Annotated in this window: 13 protein-coding genes; 12 read left to right on the top strand and 1 reads right to left on the bottom strand. The window is 40.2% G+C overall.

The genetic code is table 11. From position 1 onward, the window contains the following. Nucleotides 1-57: 57 nt before the first annotated feature. The gene (gene rpmB, locus EL101_RS08725) at nt 58-246 is read right to left on the bottom strand and encodes a 50S ribosomal protein L28 (protein WP_014614133.1); all 189 of its coding nucleotides are present in this window, start codon (nt 244-246) and stop codon (nt 58-60) included. Between the two features lie 332 nt (nt 247-578). Between rpmB and EL101_RS08720 the strand changes: the two genes are divergently transcribed. The 12 genes from EL101_RS08720 (at nt 579) to smc (ending at nt 17239) form a co-directional block, all read left to right on the top strand. After that, nucleotides 579-950, top strand: a complete 372-nt coding sequence (locus EL101_RS08720) for an Asp23/Gls24 family envelope stress response protein (protein ID WP_096596198.1) — start codon at nt 579-581, stop codon at nt 948-950. A gap of 15 nt (nt 951-965) precedes the next feature. Then, nucleotides 966-2630 carry a fatty acid kinase catalytic subunit FakA gene (gene fakA, locus EL101_RS08715; RefSeq protein WP_096596199.1) on the top strand — a complete coding sequence of 555 codons (1665 nt, stop codon included), beginning with the start codon at nt 966-968 and terminating at the stop codon, nt 2628-2630. Between the two features lie 2164 nt (nt 2631-4794). Further along, on the top strand, nt 4795-5460 hold the full coding sequence (gene sdaAB / locus EL101_RS08710; RefSeq protein ID WP_096540698.1) for an L-serine ammonia-lyase, iron-sulfur-dependent subunit beta: 666 nt from the start codon (nt 4795-4797) through the stop codon (nt 5458-5460). 18 nt (nt 5461-5478) lie between these two features. Continuing rightward, the gene (sdaAA, locus tag EL101_RS08705) at nt 5479-6348 is read left to right on the top strand and encodes an L-serine ammonia-lyase, iron-sulfur-dependent, subunit alpha (RefSeq protein WP_026066990.1); all 870 of its coding nucleotides are present in this window, start codon (nt 5479-5481) and stop codon (nt 6346-6348) included. A gap of 2 nt (nt 6349-6350) precedes the next feature. After that, nucleotides 6351-8396, top strand: coding sequence for an ATP-dependent DNA helicase RecG (recG, locus tag EL101_RS08700; RefSeq protein ID WP_096596200.1), 2046 nt, complete (start codon nt 6351-6353; stop codon nt 8394-8396). Nucleotides 8397-8522: 126 nt separating this feature from the next. Next, nucleotides 8523-9083 carry a transcription factor FapR gene (gene fapR / locus EL101_RS08695; protein WP_026066989.1) on the top strand — a complete coding sequence of 187 codons (561 nt, stop codon included), beginning with the start codon at nt 8523-8525 and terminating at the stop codon, nt 9081-9083. Between the two features lies 1 nt (nt 9084). Continuing rightward, on the top strand, nt 9085-10071 hold the full coding sequence (gene plsX, locus EL101_RS08690; RefSeq protein WP_096596201.1) for a phosphate acyltransferase PlsX: 987 nt from the start codon (nt 9085-9087) through the stop codon (nt 10069-10071). Further along, nucleotides 10064-10990, top strand: a complete 927-nt coding sequence (gene fabD, locus EL101_RS08685; RefSeq protein WP_096596202.1) for an ACP S-malonyltransferase — start codon at nt 10064-10066, stop codon at nt 10988-10990. The genes plsX and fabD overlap by 8 nt, the downstream gene beginning before the upstream one ends. After that, a complete protein-coding gene (gene fabG / locus EL101_RS08680; RefSeq protein ID WP_019165521.1) occupies nt 10983-11720 on the top strand; it encodes a 3-oxoacyl-[acyl-carrier-protein] reductase in 738 nt (245 codons plus the stop codon). Before fabD ends, fabG begins: the two co-directional genes overlap by 8 nt. A gap of 228 nt (nt 11721-11948) precedes the next feature. After that, nucleotides 11949-12182 (top strand): acyl carrier protein, encoded by a 234-nt coding sequence (locus EL101_RS08675; RefSeq protein ID WP_019165520.1) that lies wholly within the window; start codon nt 11949-11951, stop codon nt 12180-12182. A 749-nt stretch (nt 12183-12931) separates the two neighbouring features. Continuing rightward, nucleotides 12932-13663 carry a ribonuclease III gene (gene rnc, locus EL101_RS08670; RefSeq protein ID WP_096596218.1) on the top strand — a complete coding sequence of 244 codons (732 nt, stop codon included), beginning with the start codon at nt 12932-12934 and terminating at the stop codon, nt 13661-13663. A 3-nt stretch (nt 13664-13666) separates the two neighbouring features. Further along, entirely contained in the window at nt 13667-17239 is a 3573-nt protein-coding gene (smc, locus tag EL101_RS08665; protein ID WP_096596203.1) for a chromosome segregation protein SMC, read from the top strand.

Below are 17239 nucleotides of genomic sequence, written 5' to 3'. Positions count from 1 at the left end.
CAAAAAAACAGGTCTCCCACATAAAGACCTGTTTTTTATTTCGATATATGTTGTTAATTATACGCGAGTAACTTTACCTGATTTTAAAGCACGAGTTGAAACCCAAACTTTTTTAGGTTTACCATCAACAAGGATTCTAACTTTTTGTAAGTTAGCATTCCAACGACGTTTAGTTGAGTTTAACGCGTGTGAACGTCTGTTACCTGTTGAAGCTTTACGTCCTGTTACGAAACATTCTTTACCCATCATCGTACCTCCTTTAAGAAATACAAATACACTTTTCTACTACATACTAAGGTAATATACCACATTAACCATTGACATGCAATAAAAAGTTAGGTTATATTTTCATAAATCACTTTTTGTGTTATGCACTTTCTGATATAATTTGAAACTGTGATTAATTGAAAGATGAGAAAAAGTAATCGTGGACATGCGTATATTGGCAACGACTTGTCAGATATAGTAATATAATATTATTAGAAATCAGAGTGTTTTTAAATGATAGGCAATCAATTTTAACAAATGTAAAGATAGATGATATAAAAGAGTGAATTTGTAAATAGGAGGCGAAAAGGATGGCTTTAGAAATTACAAATGATTATGGAAGTATCGATATCTCAAATGAAGTAATCGCGTCAATTGTAGGCGGTAAAGCTGTAGAATGTTATGGCATCGTTGGGATGGCTTCACGTCAACAAGTGAGAGACGGTATTGCTGAAATTTTAGGACATGAAAACTATGCGAAAGGAATCGTAGTGAGGGAAGATAATGGTGTGTTAGACGTAGATATGCACATTATTGTAAGTTACGGTGTGAAAATTTCAGAAGTTGCGCAAAACGTGCAATCGACTGTGAAATATACTTTAGAAAATACATTAAAACTTAAAGTCAACTCTGTAAATATTTTTGTTCAGGGCGTGCGCTTTACTAATGACGGGAAAGACTAATAGGAGGATATTTGCATGATAACGAAGATCAACGGTAATCTATTTGCCGACATGATTATACAAGGGGCACAAAATTTATCAAATAATGCGGACATGGTGGATGCATTAAATGTTTACCCTGTGCCTGATGGGGATACAGGTACAAACATGAATTTGTCAATGACTTCTGGACGTGAAGAAGTACAGGCGCATTTGACAGCGCATATTGGGAATTTAGGTAAAGCTTTTTCTAAAGGATTATTGATGGGCGCACGAGGCAACTCTGGTGTGATTCTATCTCAAATTTTCCGCGGATTTTCAAAAGCATTAGAAGATAAAGAAGAAATTGATGCTAAACAATTTGCGGAAAGTTTTGAAGCCGGTGTTAAAACAGCTTATAAAGCAGTCATGAAGCCAGTGGAAGGGACAATTTTGACTGTCGCTAAAGATGCAGGTGCAGCAGCTGTTAAAAAAGCACAAGAAACGGACGATTGTTTAGAAGTGATGGCGTACGTTTATGAAGAGGCGCAAAAGTCACTTGAAAATACACCTAATTTATTACCAGTGCTGAAAGAAGTCGGCGTTGTGGATAGCGGTGGTAAAGGCCTGACATTAGTTTATGAAGGTTTCCTTAAAGCGATGAAAGGTGAAAAAATTGTCGCAGAAGCACCGAAAGTTGATCGTGAAGCATTCTTTAACGATGAACACGACTTCCATGGTGTTATTGATACAGAAGATATCGTCTATGGCTATTGTACAGAAATGATGGTGCGTTTCGAAGCAGATAAAGCACCATTTGATGAAGCTGACTTTAGACAAGAAATGAGCCAGTTTGGAGATTCATTATTGGTGATCAGTGACGACGAAATTGTGAAAGTCCATGTCCATACAGAAACACCAGGTGAAGTCTTTTCATTCGGTCAAAAGTACGGTGAATTGATTAAAGTTAAAGCTGAAAATATGCGTGAACAACACCGTGAAGTCTTACGTAAAGAAGCAGCACATCAATCTAAAACAAAAAATACAAATGATACAACACAAACTGTAGAAACCGCGGTCATTACAATTTCAATGGGTGACGGCATTACTAAGCTGTTCAAATCAATGGGTGCGACACATGTCATTAGTGGCGGTCAAACGATGAACCCTTCAACCGAAGACATTGTTAAAGTGATTAACGACAGTGGTTGTAAACGTGCCATTATTTTACCGAATAATAAAAATATTCAAATGGCAAGTCAACAGGCAGCGGATATTGTTGAAGCTGAAACAATCATTATTCCAACACGTACTGTCCCACAAGGTATCGCAGCTATGTTCCACTATGACGAAAGCGCAGATCTAGCGACTAACGAAGAAGCAATGACAGCAGCTATCGACGACGTCCAATCAGGTGCGATGACGTATGCCGTGAGAGATACGAAAATTGACGGTATTGAAATTGAAAAAGATGCTTTCATGGGACTTGTAGAAGATAAAATCATCGCGAGTGACCGAGACAAGCAAACCGTATTGAAAGAGACTTTAAATCACATGTTAAGTGAAGATAGTGAAATTTTAACGATTATCACAGGTGAAGAAGCGGAGAGCGAATTAACAGACTGGATTGAAACATTCGTCGGTGAGCACTATGAAGACGTTGAAGTTGAAGTACAAGACGGTCAACAGCCAATTTATCCATACTTATTTGCAGTAGAATAGTTTGATTGATAGAACCGAACAAGCATCAAACGACGTATCATCGTTGTTTGATGCTTTTTAATGGTCGTTGGATTTTTCGACTTAAGGCGATTCATCTGAAATTGCTGAACCGTGCTATGCTTTCCGAGGCGCTGAAGTCTCAGGAGTCTCGCACGGTTCTTGCAATCAGAGATGAAGAAACACACTGGTATTAAGAGAAAAACTAAACAACCTGAAAATGACATTAATCTGATACTTGGTCTTGAAATGGGGGAATAAGAGAGTGTGTACCGCTCACGCTTCTATCTAAAGTATCAGTGGATGATATGATTGTAGTTTTTGACAAACGGTGATAGAAAAATTCATGTTTATTAAATGAGGGCTTTTTGATACAGAAGTGTGGCTGGGATATCCGTTTTTTGAGATATATTCAAACATGGGATGGATACGATGACTATGTCCCTTGAAGTTTAAATCGTATGTCATAGATAGCCAAAACTAGCCGAGACTCCTGAGGGGTTATGTTAAAGGCAAAATAATGTGATTTAACTTCAAAAGTGATTACTGTTTAACGCAGTAGCTGTCTGACTTCTCAATGCGCTCGCTTTTGAGAAGTCGAGTCAGCCTTGCGGGGGCAGTACGAAGAAATCTTTGTGACACATGAGATTTCTGTACTGCTCCCAAAATCCAATTCGGCAACCATCCCATGTACACCACAATCAAGCCGAATTGAGTTGAAGCGAGCGCCTAGGAACGTGAGGGTGGTCAAGCATTTCAAATTTGATAGGTTTTTTGTTAAGGCAAAATAAAAGGAAAGTATTGTGTTTTTTGATTTGTATAAATGTCTTCTTATTTTTAGTAGATAGCATCTGTGCCGTGGATTTAGGTTTTTGAAAAGTGGTGTTTTTGTTTTTGATTTGCATCGGGTGTCTTGTTAACTTAAAAAAGGGTATTGATACGGTACATTTGGTTTTTAAATTGTAGTTAAAATGGAGGTTTTTTGATTTTTAGAAGTGTTTATTGATATGAAGTGTATTTGGCTAAGCATTAAGTCTTTTGAAATGTTCATAGACAACAAGTGGACATGTTGCTAATGTATCATGAAAGCTCAAAAAACGATGTCAGAGATTGCCAAAGCCACCCGAGACTCCTGAGGGGTTATTTTAAAGGCAAAATAATGTGATTTAACTTCAAAAGTGGTTACTGTTTAACGCAGTAGCTGTCTGACTTCTCAATGCGCTCGCTTTTGAGAAGTCGAGTCAGCCTTGCGGGGGCAGTACGACGAAATCTTTGTGACACATGAGATTTCTGTACTGCTCCCAAAATCCAATTCGGCAACCATCCCATGTACACCACAATCAAGCCGAATTGAGTTGAAGCGAGCGCCTAGGAACGTGAGGGTGGTCAAGCATTTCAAATTTGATAGTTTTTTTGTTAAGGCAAAATAAAAGGAAAGTATTGTGTTTTTGATTTGTATAAATGTTTTCTTATTTTTAGTAGATGGCATCTGTGCTGTGGATTTAGGTTCTTGAAAAGTGGTGTTTTTGTTTTTGATTTGCATCATGTGTCTTGTTAATTCTAGAAAAGGGTATTAATACGGTATATTTGGTTTTTGAAACTGTGGTTAAAATGGAGTTTTTTGATTTTTAGAAGTGTTTATTGATATGAAGTGTATTTGGGTAGGCATTAAGTCTATTGAAATGTTCATAGACAACAAGTGGACATGTTGCTAATGTATCATGACAACTCAAAAAACGATGTCAGAGATTGCCAAAGCCACCCGAGACTCCTGAGGCATAGAGGCGAAGCTGAAAATCCAATTCGGCAACCACCCCATGTACACCACAATCAAGCCGAATTTAGTTGAAGCGAGCGCCTAGGAACGCGAGGGTGGCAAGCAATCCAAACAACTGAAATGTTAAAGGAATAGTATTTTGTGAGCTGCAATGTCAAAACCAACGTATCTATTGTGCTGCAATGTCAAAACCACCGCATCCGATGCACCGAAATGTCGAAAACAATACTACATCAAACACACATACCAAAAACACCAAATGTACAAAACCACAAAGGAAAAACAGCACAAACAAACACAAAAATAAAAAAACAACAAAAATTACATTCTACAAAGAACATTGATATAATAAAGAGACACATTTGATGGTCAAAAACGGGGGGAGCAAAAATGAAATATAAAAGCGTATTTGATATTATCGGACCAACCATGGTAGGCCCGTCATCTTCACATACAGCAGGTGCCGTCAGAATCGGCCTTGTCGCAAGAGATCTATTCGGCAAACAACCAGAACGAGCAGACATCTACTTATACGGCTCATTTATGGAAACGTACAAAGGGCACGGGACAGACGTTGCATTAGTCGGAGGATTACTCGGCTATGATACAGATGATGATCGCATTGAAACGAGTCTCGAAACTGCAAAAGAGGCCGGCATGCGCGTGCACTTTATTGAAATGAGTGAGGAACGTTCACATCCGAACACAGCGATTATCGACATGACCGATGGAGAGAAAAATATTTCTGTCGAAGGCGTATCGATTGGTGGCGGTAAAATTGAAATTGTCGCGATTAACGGTTTTCCATTAGCCATTAGCGGTAATTATCCGACACTACTCGTCTTTCACCAAGATACATTTGGTACGATTGGTAAAGTTGCCAACATTTTAGGTGATGATGGTATTAACGTCGGCAGTATGCAAGTGTCACGAAAAGAAAAAGGTGATCAAGCGTTAATGACGTGTGAACTGGACGATGAAGTGAACGACAAGATTTTAGATGCGATTCGACAAGTGCCAGGTGTCGTAACAGTTTCGTTGATGGGGGATAATTAAATGATGACAGACGTGAAAATGTTTAAAAGTGTAAAAGAATTAATTGAGAGATGTGAAGCGGAGAATAAAGCGATTTATGAAGTCATGCTAGAGCAAGAAATGGCTGTAACGGGCATGACAGCTGAAGAAGTGTATACGCACATGGATCACAATTTACAAACGATGGAAAATGCACTTGAAGAAGGATTGGCAGGCGTCACTTCTAAAACAGGACTAACGGGTGGCGATGCGGTCTTAATGAAACAATACATCGAAAGTGGTCAAGCATTAGCGGGAAATCTAGTGTTAGATGCAGTGAGTAAAGCCGTTGCGACAAATGAAGTGAATGCGGCGATGGGGAAAATTTGTGCGACACCTACTGCAGGTTCTGCTGGCGTTGTTCCTGGCGTTTTATTTTCACTTAAAAATAGATTACAATTAAACCGACAAGATATGTTGAACTTTTTACTTACGTCGGGTGCTTTTGGTTTTGTTGTGGCGAACAATGCGTCTATTTCTGGTGCGGCAGGTGGCTGTCAAGCAGAAGTCGGTTCAGCAAGTGCAATGGCAGCCGCGGCAATCGTGGAAGCTGCTGGCGGAACTCCGCAACAATCAGCAGAAGGTTTTGCGATTTGTCTTAAAAATATGTTAGGTCTCGTATGTGATCCAGTGGCAGGCTTAGTGGAAGTACCTTGTGTAAAACGTAATGCGGCAGGCGCCTCTAATGCGATTGTGTCAGCAGATATGGCATTGGCTGGTATTACATCGCGCATTCCAACAGATGAAGTCATTGATGCGATGTATAAAATCGGTCAAACGATGCCATCTGCTTTGCGTGAAACAGGTCGTGGTGGCTTAGCGGGTACACCAACAGGTCAGCGATTAAAACAACAGATTTTTGGTGATTAATAATGACAAAATTAAACCTCATTGAAAATCCTTATGCGCTTAAGGACATCAAAGGGTTAGGCCCAAAACGGTTGGCCATTTTAAACGAAATGAATATTCATACCATTCAAGATTTGGTGCTCTATTTACCGACGCGTTATGAAGATAATACGTTGGTTGATTTGACGACGGCTGAAGATGAAGCTAATGTGACAGTTCGCGGGGAAGTGTATTCGACCCCCACTGTCGCTTTTTTTGGAAGAAATCGTTCGAAATTGACAGTCCATTTAATGATTAACGGGATTGCGGTCAAGGCAGTGTTCTTCAATCAACCGTATTTGAAAAATAAAATTCAGCTACATGAAACAGTCGTTATTAAAGGGAAATGGTCTCGCCGTAAACAAGAAATTAATGGTCAGAAAATGTTTTTTGATCCGTCACAGTTAGCGGATGCGCAGTTCACCCCCGTTTATCGTGTGAAAGAAGGGTTGAAACAAAAAACGTTGCGCGATATGATTCAACAAACGTTGCAAGACATTACAATTCATGAATGGTTGCCGGCATCGATGCGTGAACAATACAAGTTAGAAACGTTACATGATACCCTACACGCCCTCCATGAAGCGAAAGATCAGCAATCGCTATTACGTGCACGTCGGACGTTTGCTTTTACTGAATTTTTTATGTTTGAGCTTCGGATGCAGTGGTTGAATCGTATGGAAAAAATGTCAGAAGAAGCGATAGAAGTGCATTACGATATTCAGCAAGTTAAAGCTTTTATAGAGACGTTGCCTTTTGAACTGACAGAGGGCCAAAAGCAAAGTGTGAATGAAATTTTCCGTGATTTAAAAGCGCCGATTCGTATGCACCGTTTATTACAAGGGGACGTGGGCTCCGGTAAAACGGTCGTAGCGGCGATTTGTATGTATGCGATGAAAACAGCAGGGTACCAATCTGCATTAATGGTGCCGACAGAAATTTTAGCGGAACAGCATGCGGAAAGTTTGGTCGGATTATTTGGACCGTATATGAATGTAGCGCTGTTAACTGGCTCTGTCAAAGGGAAAAAACGTCAACTTTTGCTTGAACAGTTAGCAAATGGCGAAATCGATTGCTTAATCGGTACACATGCGCTCATTCAAGATGATGTGGCGTTTCATAATGTGGGTCTTGTGATTACGGACGAACAGCATCGTTTTGGGGTACAACAGCGTCAAAAGCTACGTGAAAAAGGTGCGCTCAGCAATGTGCTCTTTATGACCGCAACACCGATTCCGAGAACGCTTGCCATTTCGGTATTTGGTGAAATGGATGTGTCCTCAATTAAAAGTTTACCAAAAGGCCGTAAACCGATTGAAACGTACTGGGTGAAACATGAGCAATACGCCCAAGTCATTGAACATATGGAGCGCGAATTGCGACATGGGAGACAGGCGTATGTCATTTCACCGTTAATCGAAAGCTCGGAACATTTAGAAGATGTCCAAAATGCGATTGCACTGTATGAAAATTTACAAGCAGCGTTACCTCAGCGTCGTATCGGTTTATTGCATGGGAAAATGAGCGCAGATGAAAAAGATGACGTAATGCATCGGTATAGTGCACATGAACTGGATGTCCTCGTTGCAACAACTGTTGTCGAAGTCGGTGTGAACGTGCCGAATGCGACCTTTATGATGATTTATGACGCGGATCGTTTCGGGTTGTCGACGTTGCATCAATTGCGTGGTCGTGTGGGTCGTAGTGATTTTCAGAGTTATTGTGTGCTCATTGCCTCTCCTAAGACAGAAACAGGCATTGAGCGTATGCAAATTATGACGCAAACGACGGACGGGTTTGAATTGAGTGAGAAAGATTTAGAAATGCGGGGGCCCGGCGATTTCTTTGGTGTGAAACAAAGTGGCTTGCCTGACTTTTTAGTGGGCAATTTGGTCGAGGATTATCGCATGTTAGAAGTAGCGAGAGATGAAGCGGCGCAATTAATGCAGTCAGGTGCGTTTTTTACCGATGAATTTGAACGGTTGCGGACATTTATTGAAGATAAAGTGCTGTACCAAAGCTTTGATTAATCAGTAGTAAAATGACCGGATATTCGCGTGTTCATGTGACATGAAATCATTTTGAACTGCGCTGTAAACATGTTAAAATGAAATGGAGTCAATTAAGACTTGGTACTAAATTTGGGTGGCGATGATGTGAAAAAGACGAAAGATGAAAGACGGACACTAATTGAAACTACCATCCAGCAAAATCCATTTATCACTGATCAAGCTTTAAGTGACATGTTTGAAGTGAGTATACAGACGATACGCCTTGATCGGAGTCAGTTACAAATTCCTGAACTTCGAGAACGCGTGAAAAATGTAGCAAAAGATCAATATCAAAACATTAGTGCCCTTGAAGATCAAGACATTATAGGAGATATCGTATCTCTAGAACCTAATTTATCAGGGAAGTCGATTATGACGATTTCGAAAAAAGACGTCTTTACGCGAAATGCGATTGCACGTGGCCATGTGTTGTTTGCACAAGCGAATTCATTATGTGTTGCGATTGTGAAACACGCATCCGTATTGACGAAAGAAAGTCATATCCACTTTGTCAAACCTGTACAATTAGGCGATGTCGTTGTTGCAGAAGCGGAAGTCCAATTTCATGATGATAAATATTATGAAATGAGTGTGACGTCATTCGTTGCGCAAGAAAAAGTCTTTGAAGGTCTATTTAAAATGTATTACATAAGCGAGGATGAATAAGATGGTAAAACTAGCTGTAGATATGATGGGTGGCGACGATGCCCCTCACATCGTGCTTGAAGCTGTTGAAAAAGCAGTTCAGGATTTCGATGATTTGGAGATTATTCTTTTCGGTGATGAAAAGCAATGTCATTTGAACCATCCAAGAGTTGAAATACGTCATACGACTGAAGAGATTTCAATGGAAGACGAGCCAGTGCGTGCCATTAAACGTAAAAAAGATAGCTCAATGGTCCGTATGGCGGAAGCAGTGAAAAATGGAGAAGCAGACGGATGTGTCTCAGCAGGTAACACAGGCGCACTCATGTCGGCAGGCCTCTTTATTGTAGGGCGTTTGCCAGGGGTGGCGCGACCAGCGTTAGTCGTTACTTTGCCAACAGTGAGCGGTAAAGGTGTCGTATTTTTAGATGTCGGTGCAAATGCCGATGCGAAAGCAGAACATTTGTATCAAAATGCAGTACTCGGTCATATTTATGCGCAAAAGTTAAGAGGCATTGCAGAACCGAGAGTAGCATTACTCAATATTGGGACAGAAGATAAAAAAGGAAATAACTTAACAAAAGAAGCCTTTCACTTAATGTCTGAAACGGACCAATTCAAATTTACCGGCAATATTGAGGCGAAATCGATTATGGAAGATGAAGCTGACGTAATTGTGACAGATGGTTTTACAGGTAATATCGTATTGAAAAACTTAGAAGGCACTGCCAAATCATTCGGTAAAATTTTGAAAAATGATTTGTTATCGAGCCTTAAAAATAAATTAGCAGCACTCGTCGTGAAAAATGACATTAAACGTATCGCGAAACAGTTGGATTATTCCGAATATGGCGGTTCAGTGTTGTTAGGATTGGACGGTATCGTGGTTAAAGCGCACGGCAGTTCAAATGCAAAAGCGTTTTATTCAGCAATTCGTCAAGCGAAAATTGCGGGTGAAACGAAAATTGTTGAAAATATGAGAGCAAAGGTAGGCGACACTGATGAGTAAAACTGTGTTGATGTTCCCTGGACAAGGGGCACAAAAGGTAGGTATGGCACAAGATTTGTATCAACAAGATGATGCGGCGACGAAAATTTTAGAAGCAGCTGCAGAACAAATGCCATTCAATCTACTTGAGACGATGTTTGAAGACCCGAATCAAGTGTTAGGGCAAACTGAAAATACACAACCTGCACTGTTAACAAACAGCATGGCACTTTATGCTGCGATGGGTCAACCGACTGCGGACTACACGATTGGTCACAGTTTAGGCGAGTATTCAAGCCTTGTGATGAGCGGTGTTTTAAAGTTTGAAGATGCCGTACAAATCGTTCGTAAACGTGGGGAATTGATGGCACAAGCATTTCCTAAAGGCGTCGGCGGTATGGCTGCAGTGTTAGGCTTATCATTTGATGAAGTGAAAGCCATTTGTGATCAAATCTCAACAGAAGATGCTGTCGTCGAGCCTGCGAATATGAATGCGCCAGGGCAAATCGTTGTGTCAGGTCATAAAGTTGCTGTGGATCGTTTAGTGAGTGAAGGTAAATCACTTGGTGCGAAAAGAGTGATGCCACTAGACGTTTCAGGGCCGTTTCATTCGTCTATGATGCAAGTGATTGAAGATGAATTTAAAACGTTTATCGATCAATTTGAATGGCATGATGCGACAACACCAGTCGTACAAAATGTTCATGCAAGACCTGAAACAGACGCAGAAACGATTAAACAACATATGGTGGAACAATTGTATTCGCCGGTTCAATTTATCGATTCTGTTCAATGGTTAATCGAGCAAGGTGTGGATCATTTCATTGAAGTCGGTCCGAACAAAGTATTATCAGGTTTAGTTAAAAAAATGAGTAGAGATGTAAAAATAACTTCGATTCAAACGCTCGAAGATGTAAAGGAATGGATTGGAAATGAGTAAAGTTGCATTAGTTACAGGTGCTTCACGTGGGATTGGCCGTAGTATTGCATTACAACTTGCTGAAGAAGGATACAATGTTGTCGTTAACTACGCGGGTAACCAAGAAAAAGCAGAAGCTGTTGTTGAAGAAATTAAAAGTAAAGGTGTCGAAAGTGTTGCCATGCAAGCGAACGTTGCAAATGGTGATGAAGTGAAAGCGATGATCAAAGAAATCGTCAAAACTTTCGGTTCACTCGACGTGCTTGTGAACAACGCAGGTATTACAAGAGATAACTTGCTCATGAGAATGAAAGAACATGAGTGGGATGATGTCATTGATACAAACTTAAAAGGTGTCTTTAACTGTATCCAAAAAGCAACACCACAAATGTTGAAACAACGTGCTGGACGCATTATCAACTTAACAAGTGTGGTGGGTGCAGTGGGGAACCCAGGTCAAATTAACTATGTGGCATCTAAAGCAGGCGTGATTGGCATGACGAAAACTGCAGCGCGCGAATTGGCATCACGTAACATTACGGTCAACGCCGTGGCGCCAGGCTTTATCGTTTCAGACATGACTGATGCGTTAAACGATGACTTGAAAGAGACGATGAAAACACAAATTCCATTAGGTCGTTTCGGTCAAGATACAGACATCGCACATACAGTCGCATTTTTAGCTTCAGATAAAGCAGCGTATATTACTGGCCAAACGATTCATGTCAATGGCGGCATGCACATGGAATAATCATGGCAGCGTTTTGAACATGAAATCCTGAGTTGAAACTAAGAATTTTGTTCAACGCACATGAGATGTTAATGAAATGTATGTCGAACGCGGTGAACTTCATTGAAATGGGTTGTATTTAAGCCGATAAAATGGCAAAATATAACAGTCGAGTATTTCAATTCGATAAAAAAACGCGCAACATGCGTTACATAAACAGAGCATTATTTTATAAGGAGGTGAAACAACGTGGAAAACTTCGATAAAGTTAAAGACATCATCGTTGACCGTTTAGGCGTAGACGCTGACAAAGTCACTGAAGATGCATCTTTCAAAGACGATCTAGGCGCTGATTCACTTGATATCGCAGAGTTAGTAATGGAATTAGAAGATGAATTCGGTACTGAAATTCCAGATGAAGAAGCCGAAAAAATCAACACAGTGGGAGACGCTGTGAATTACATTAATACACTTGAAAAATAATGATTATCGGAGCTGGGACATTAAGTTTCCTCAGCTCCTTTACTATATTTTGTTGTGTATACCAAGTGATGAGGCTTGAAAAAATTAAGCCTCAAGCCATACATAGATTGCATCTTCAGTTCTGTGTATTTGATATAAGATTGCCCAGAAGGCTGAGACTCCTGAGGGATCAAGCTGGTCCGGAAAATCCACAATGAATGGGTGCGCTGGGAATCAATAAACGGTGTTCCAAAAGCAGGATTTTCGACAGAACTCCCGCGATTTCGGCAAAATTTGGAAATCAATTTTGCTCATCGCTCGGTTCTGCTCAAATCCTAAGCGCTTTTGTCACAACCTCCCCCCCAGCCCCTAGGAACGCGAAGCCATGAAGGCAATCTAAAGCCACAAATCATAGGCAGGGCAAGTTTAACAAAAATATTGCATCAAAAGCATCAAAAATTTTTATGTCCCTTCCCCATATGAAGTTTAAAGTAGGAGAAGTTTTAATGAATGGATGGGCTTCGGTTTGGATATCACGTATAATAGTAATGGGTATGGATTTTGAAAAATGGGTCTCACTTTTATTGAACACAATGACAATGTGATGTGCTCACTAAAAGTTTGAGAGCGTATTCAACAATAGTGGTCGTCGCAGCTTGTCGTATCCCATGTGCGTGTTAACCATGTGGTATACAACTGAGGAAGGCTGGATGATCAAATTGAAAATGTCCATGCATCTGATTGAAAGCAATAAAGGAGGAAATGATGGCATGACAAAAGTGCGTAAGGAAACGCTCGTTGCGAAGTTTCAAGAGAATTTTGCGAAAAAAATGAAAGCATTGAATTTGGCATATGACAATATGTCGCTTTATCAACAAGCTTTTTCACATTCTAGTTTTATTAATGACTTTAATATGGATCGTACTGAACATAATGAACGGTTAGAGTTTTTAGGAGATGCGGTACTTGAATTAACTGTCTCACGTTATTTATTTGATGCATTTCCGAAGTTGCCTGAAGGAGATTTGACGAAAATGCGTGCGAATATCGTTTGTGAACCCTCACTCGTTGTTTTCGCGCAACATATCGATTTAATGCCACTTATCTTGCTCGGTAAAGGAGAAGAAAAGACGGGTGGGAGAACACGTCCATCGTTAGTTGCGGATGTCTTTGAAGCATTTGTGGGTGCATTGTATTTAGATCAAGGGCTTGAAGCAGTGTGGCAATTTGCTGAAGCAGTCATTTTCCCACACGTTAAAGGACGCCAACTGATCGGTGTTGTGGATTTTAAAACAAAATTTCAAGAATATGTTCATCAAAATTATTTAGGTGCGATTCAGTATCGTATTGCGAAAGAAGAGGGACCTGCGCATAACAAAACGTTCACTTCCGAAATTTTATTAAATGGGGAAGCCGTCTCTCAAGGTGAAGGTCGCACGAAAAAAGAGTCTGAACAAAAAGCAGCCGAACAAGCATACTTATTGATGACACATAAGGAGTAGAATATGGTTTATTTAAAGTCAATTGATGCATACGGATTTAAATCATTTGCGGAAGCCACTCAAATTCAATTTGACAAAGGTGTCACAGCCATTGTTGGTCCAAATGGTAGTGGGAAGAGTAACATTACTGATGCGATTAAATGGGTACTCGGTGAACAATCCGCGCGTTCATTGCGTGGCAGTAAAATGGAAGACATTATCTTTTCTGGTGCACAACATCGCAATGCTCAAAACTTTGCGGAAGTGCAGTTGAAACTCGATAATAGCAAGGGCTTGTTGAATTTTGATGCGACAGAAGTGATTGTCACGAGACGTCTTTACCGGAATGGTGATAGTGAATTTTATGTCAATAATGAGCGCCGTCGTTTGAAAGACATACACGAGCTCTTTTTAGATTCAGGTCTCGGTAAAGAAGCGTTCAGCATTATTTCACAAGGCCGTGTCGATGAAGTGCTCAATGCGAAACCGACTGATCGCCGTCAAATTATTGAAGAGTCTGCAGGGGTATTGAAATATAAAAAAAGAAAAGAAGCGTCATTGGAAAAGCTGTCGCATACCGAAGACAATTTAACGCGTGTGGAAGACATTTTGTATGATTTAGAAGGTCGTGTGGAACCACTAAAAGAAGAAGCGGCGATTGCGAAAGAGTATTTGCAGTTGAGTGATATTTTAAAAGAAAGTGATATTCGTGTAACGGTGCATGACATCGCGTCGTATCAAACGCAAATTGCAGATCATGACACGGCATTGAATGAATTAAAAAGTCAGCAAGCCGATACGCATCATAAAAAGTCGCAAATCTCACATACGATGCAAAAGGCAAAAGGTGAACGTTTTGAAGTTGATCAGCAATTAGAAAAAGTCAACCAGCACCTGATTGAAACGACAGAACAAGTGGAGAAGTTGACGGGGCAATATCAATTGATTGAAGAACGTCAAAAAAACCAATCACAATCGAATGCGCGTATTGAAGAAGAACAAGCGTCTATAGCGCAACATCAGCAACAATTAGATCATGATGTGGCAGAAACCGAAAAAACGCTAAGTCAGTTAAAAGAAAAGCGCCAACAATTAAATCAGCACATTCAAACGCTTGAAGGACAATTGTATCAGTCAGACGAAACGATGGAAGAAGATGTTGAGACGTTAAAAGATGCGTATTATCAATTAATGACTGAACAAGCGGACATTAACAACGACATTCGATTTTTGACGAAAACGATTGAAGAACATAAAGCGAAACAATCTCGTATTGACTCTAGATTGAGTGAAGCTTATGCGCAGTTAAAAGACGCCCAACAACATATGCATGACATCGAGCAACGTCAACAACAAAAGAAGCGTCAAATGACGAAAATCGAAAATGATTGTAAACAAATTGAGGCATCATTAGCAAAAGCGAAATCTGAACAAACTGAGGCAGAATCACAACTGTATCAAGCGTACCGTTACAATGATAAGTTGAAGGCACGTATTGAAACGATGAAAATGCGTGAAGACGATTTGAGTAGCTTTTATCAAGGTGTTAAAGCAGTTTTAAAAGCGAAAGATCAACAATTACAAGGCATTCACGGTGCAGTAGCGCAACAAATCGATGTCCCTTCAAAATATACGACAGCGATAGAAACGGCTTTAGGTGCGAGTATGCAACATGTCATCGTATCTGATGAAGCCGCAGCCCGCCAAGCGATTCAATTTTTGAAAACGAAAAAGTTAGGCCGCGCCACATTTTTACCATTGAACGTCATTAAAGCGAAAACATTAGATTCACGCGTCGTCCAAACAGCAAAACAAATGACCGGATTCGTCACTGTCGCTAGTGAAGCGGTACAAGTTGATACGACATACAAAGCGATTATCGACAATTTATTAGGGCGTACATTGATTGTAGACGGCTTGAAAAATGCGAATGAAATGGCGCGTGCGATTCAATATCAAACGCGTATTGTCACTTTAGAAGGTGATGTCGTTAATCCAGGCGGTTCAATGACTGGGGGCGGTACACAACAACGTCAAAGTTTACTCGGACAAAAAGATGAATTGCAACAGCTACAAGCCCAGTTAGAGACGTATCTCGAGAAGACAAAACAATTGGAACAGTTTTGCCAAAATCAAAAATCACAACAAGATACGCTGAGTGAACAATATGTCACAGCACAACAAGATTTCAACACGTATAAACAAGCACTTCATGATTTGTCATTAGAGCATGATCGCTATCGTGAAATCGAACAACGCTTGAAAAATGAACATGAAGAGTTTGAGTTCGAAAAAAATGATGGGTATCAAAGTGATAAAAGTGAAGCGACATTAAAAGATAAACAAACGCGCCAAGCTGAAATTGCGGAACAGCTCGAACAGATGGAGCAACAAATTAAAGCAATGACTGAACAGCGCAAAGTGTCTCAAGCACAAGCGTCACAATTACAACAACAACTCCATCAATACAAATCTGATCTCGCGGTCGTCGTGGAACGTATTAAGACGCAGCAACAACAGCTCAAACGGTTGGAAAAAGAACAACAACAAATCGATGCGCAACAACAAAAACTCGCAGATCAATTGGCGCTCATTAATTCAGATGAAGTCAATGACCGTTCGACACTTGAAAAGATTCAAACACACATTACAGAATACCAAGACGCTAAAACACGTCATCTTGAACAACAGCAACAATTACGACAACAGCGTCAAGATATTGAAGATTTGATTGAATCGAATGAACAAGCGTTAGAGTCGATTCATCAAAAATTGTTAGAAATTGAAAACCAGTATCAAAATATCAAATCTGCACAATCAAGGTTAGATGTCCTTATCGATCAAGCGTTGAAACATTTAAATGAAAAATATCATATGACATTCGAACACGCGAAATCGTCTTATCCATTAGCCGATGCGAATATTGATGCGTTACGCCAAAAAGTGAAGCTCACACAAATGTCGATTGATGAATTAGGCCATGTGAATTTGAATGCGATTGAGCAATATGAAGAAGTGTCTGCACGTTATACATTCTTATCTGAGCAACGCAATGATTTAAGAGAAGCCAAAGCAACGTTAGAACAAATCATTCAAGAAATGGACGCAGAGGTGGCGGAACGTTTCAGTACGACATTCCATGCGATTCAAGACCATTTTGCGAGTGTCTTCAAAAACTTATTCGGTGGCGGTCAAGCGGAACTCATCTTGACGGAAAAAGATTACTTAACAGCTGGCGTTGATATTAAAGTCCAACCCCCAGGTAAAAAGTTACAACACTTGTCATTATTAAGTGGGGGTGAACGTGCGTTAAGTGCTATCGCTTTATTATTTGCGATATTGAAAGTAAGATCCGCGCCGTTTGTTATCTTGGATGAGGTCGAAGCAGCACTGGATGAGGCGAACGTCATTCGATATGCGACCTACTTGAAAACATTGTCGAAAGAGACGCAATTCATTGTCATTACCCATCGTAAAGGTACAATGGAAATGTGTGATTGTCTTTACGGCGTGACTATGCAAGAAATGGGCGTGTCGCGACTTGTGAGTGTAAATTTAAATACGATAGATGAAGTATTGAAGGAGGAACAAGCATAA

Origin of the sequence: Staphylococcus delphini, from assembly GCF_900636325.1 — a bacterium.
Classification (GTDB): Bacteria; Bacillota; Bacilli; order Staphylococcales; family Staphylococcaceae; genus Staphylococcus; species Staphylococcus delphini.
This window is presented reverse-complemented; position numbering and strand designations above follow the sequence as displayed.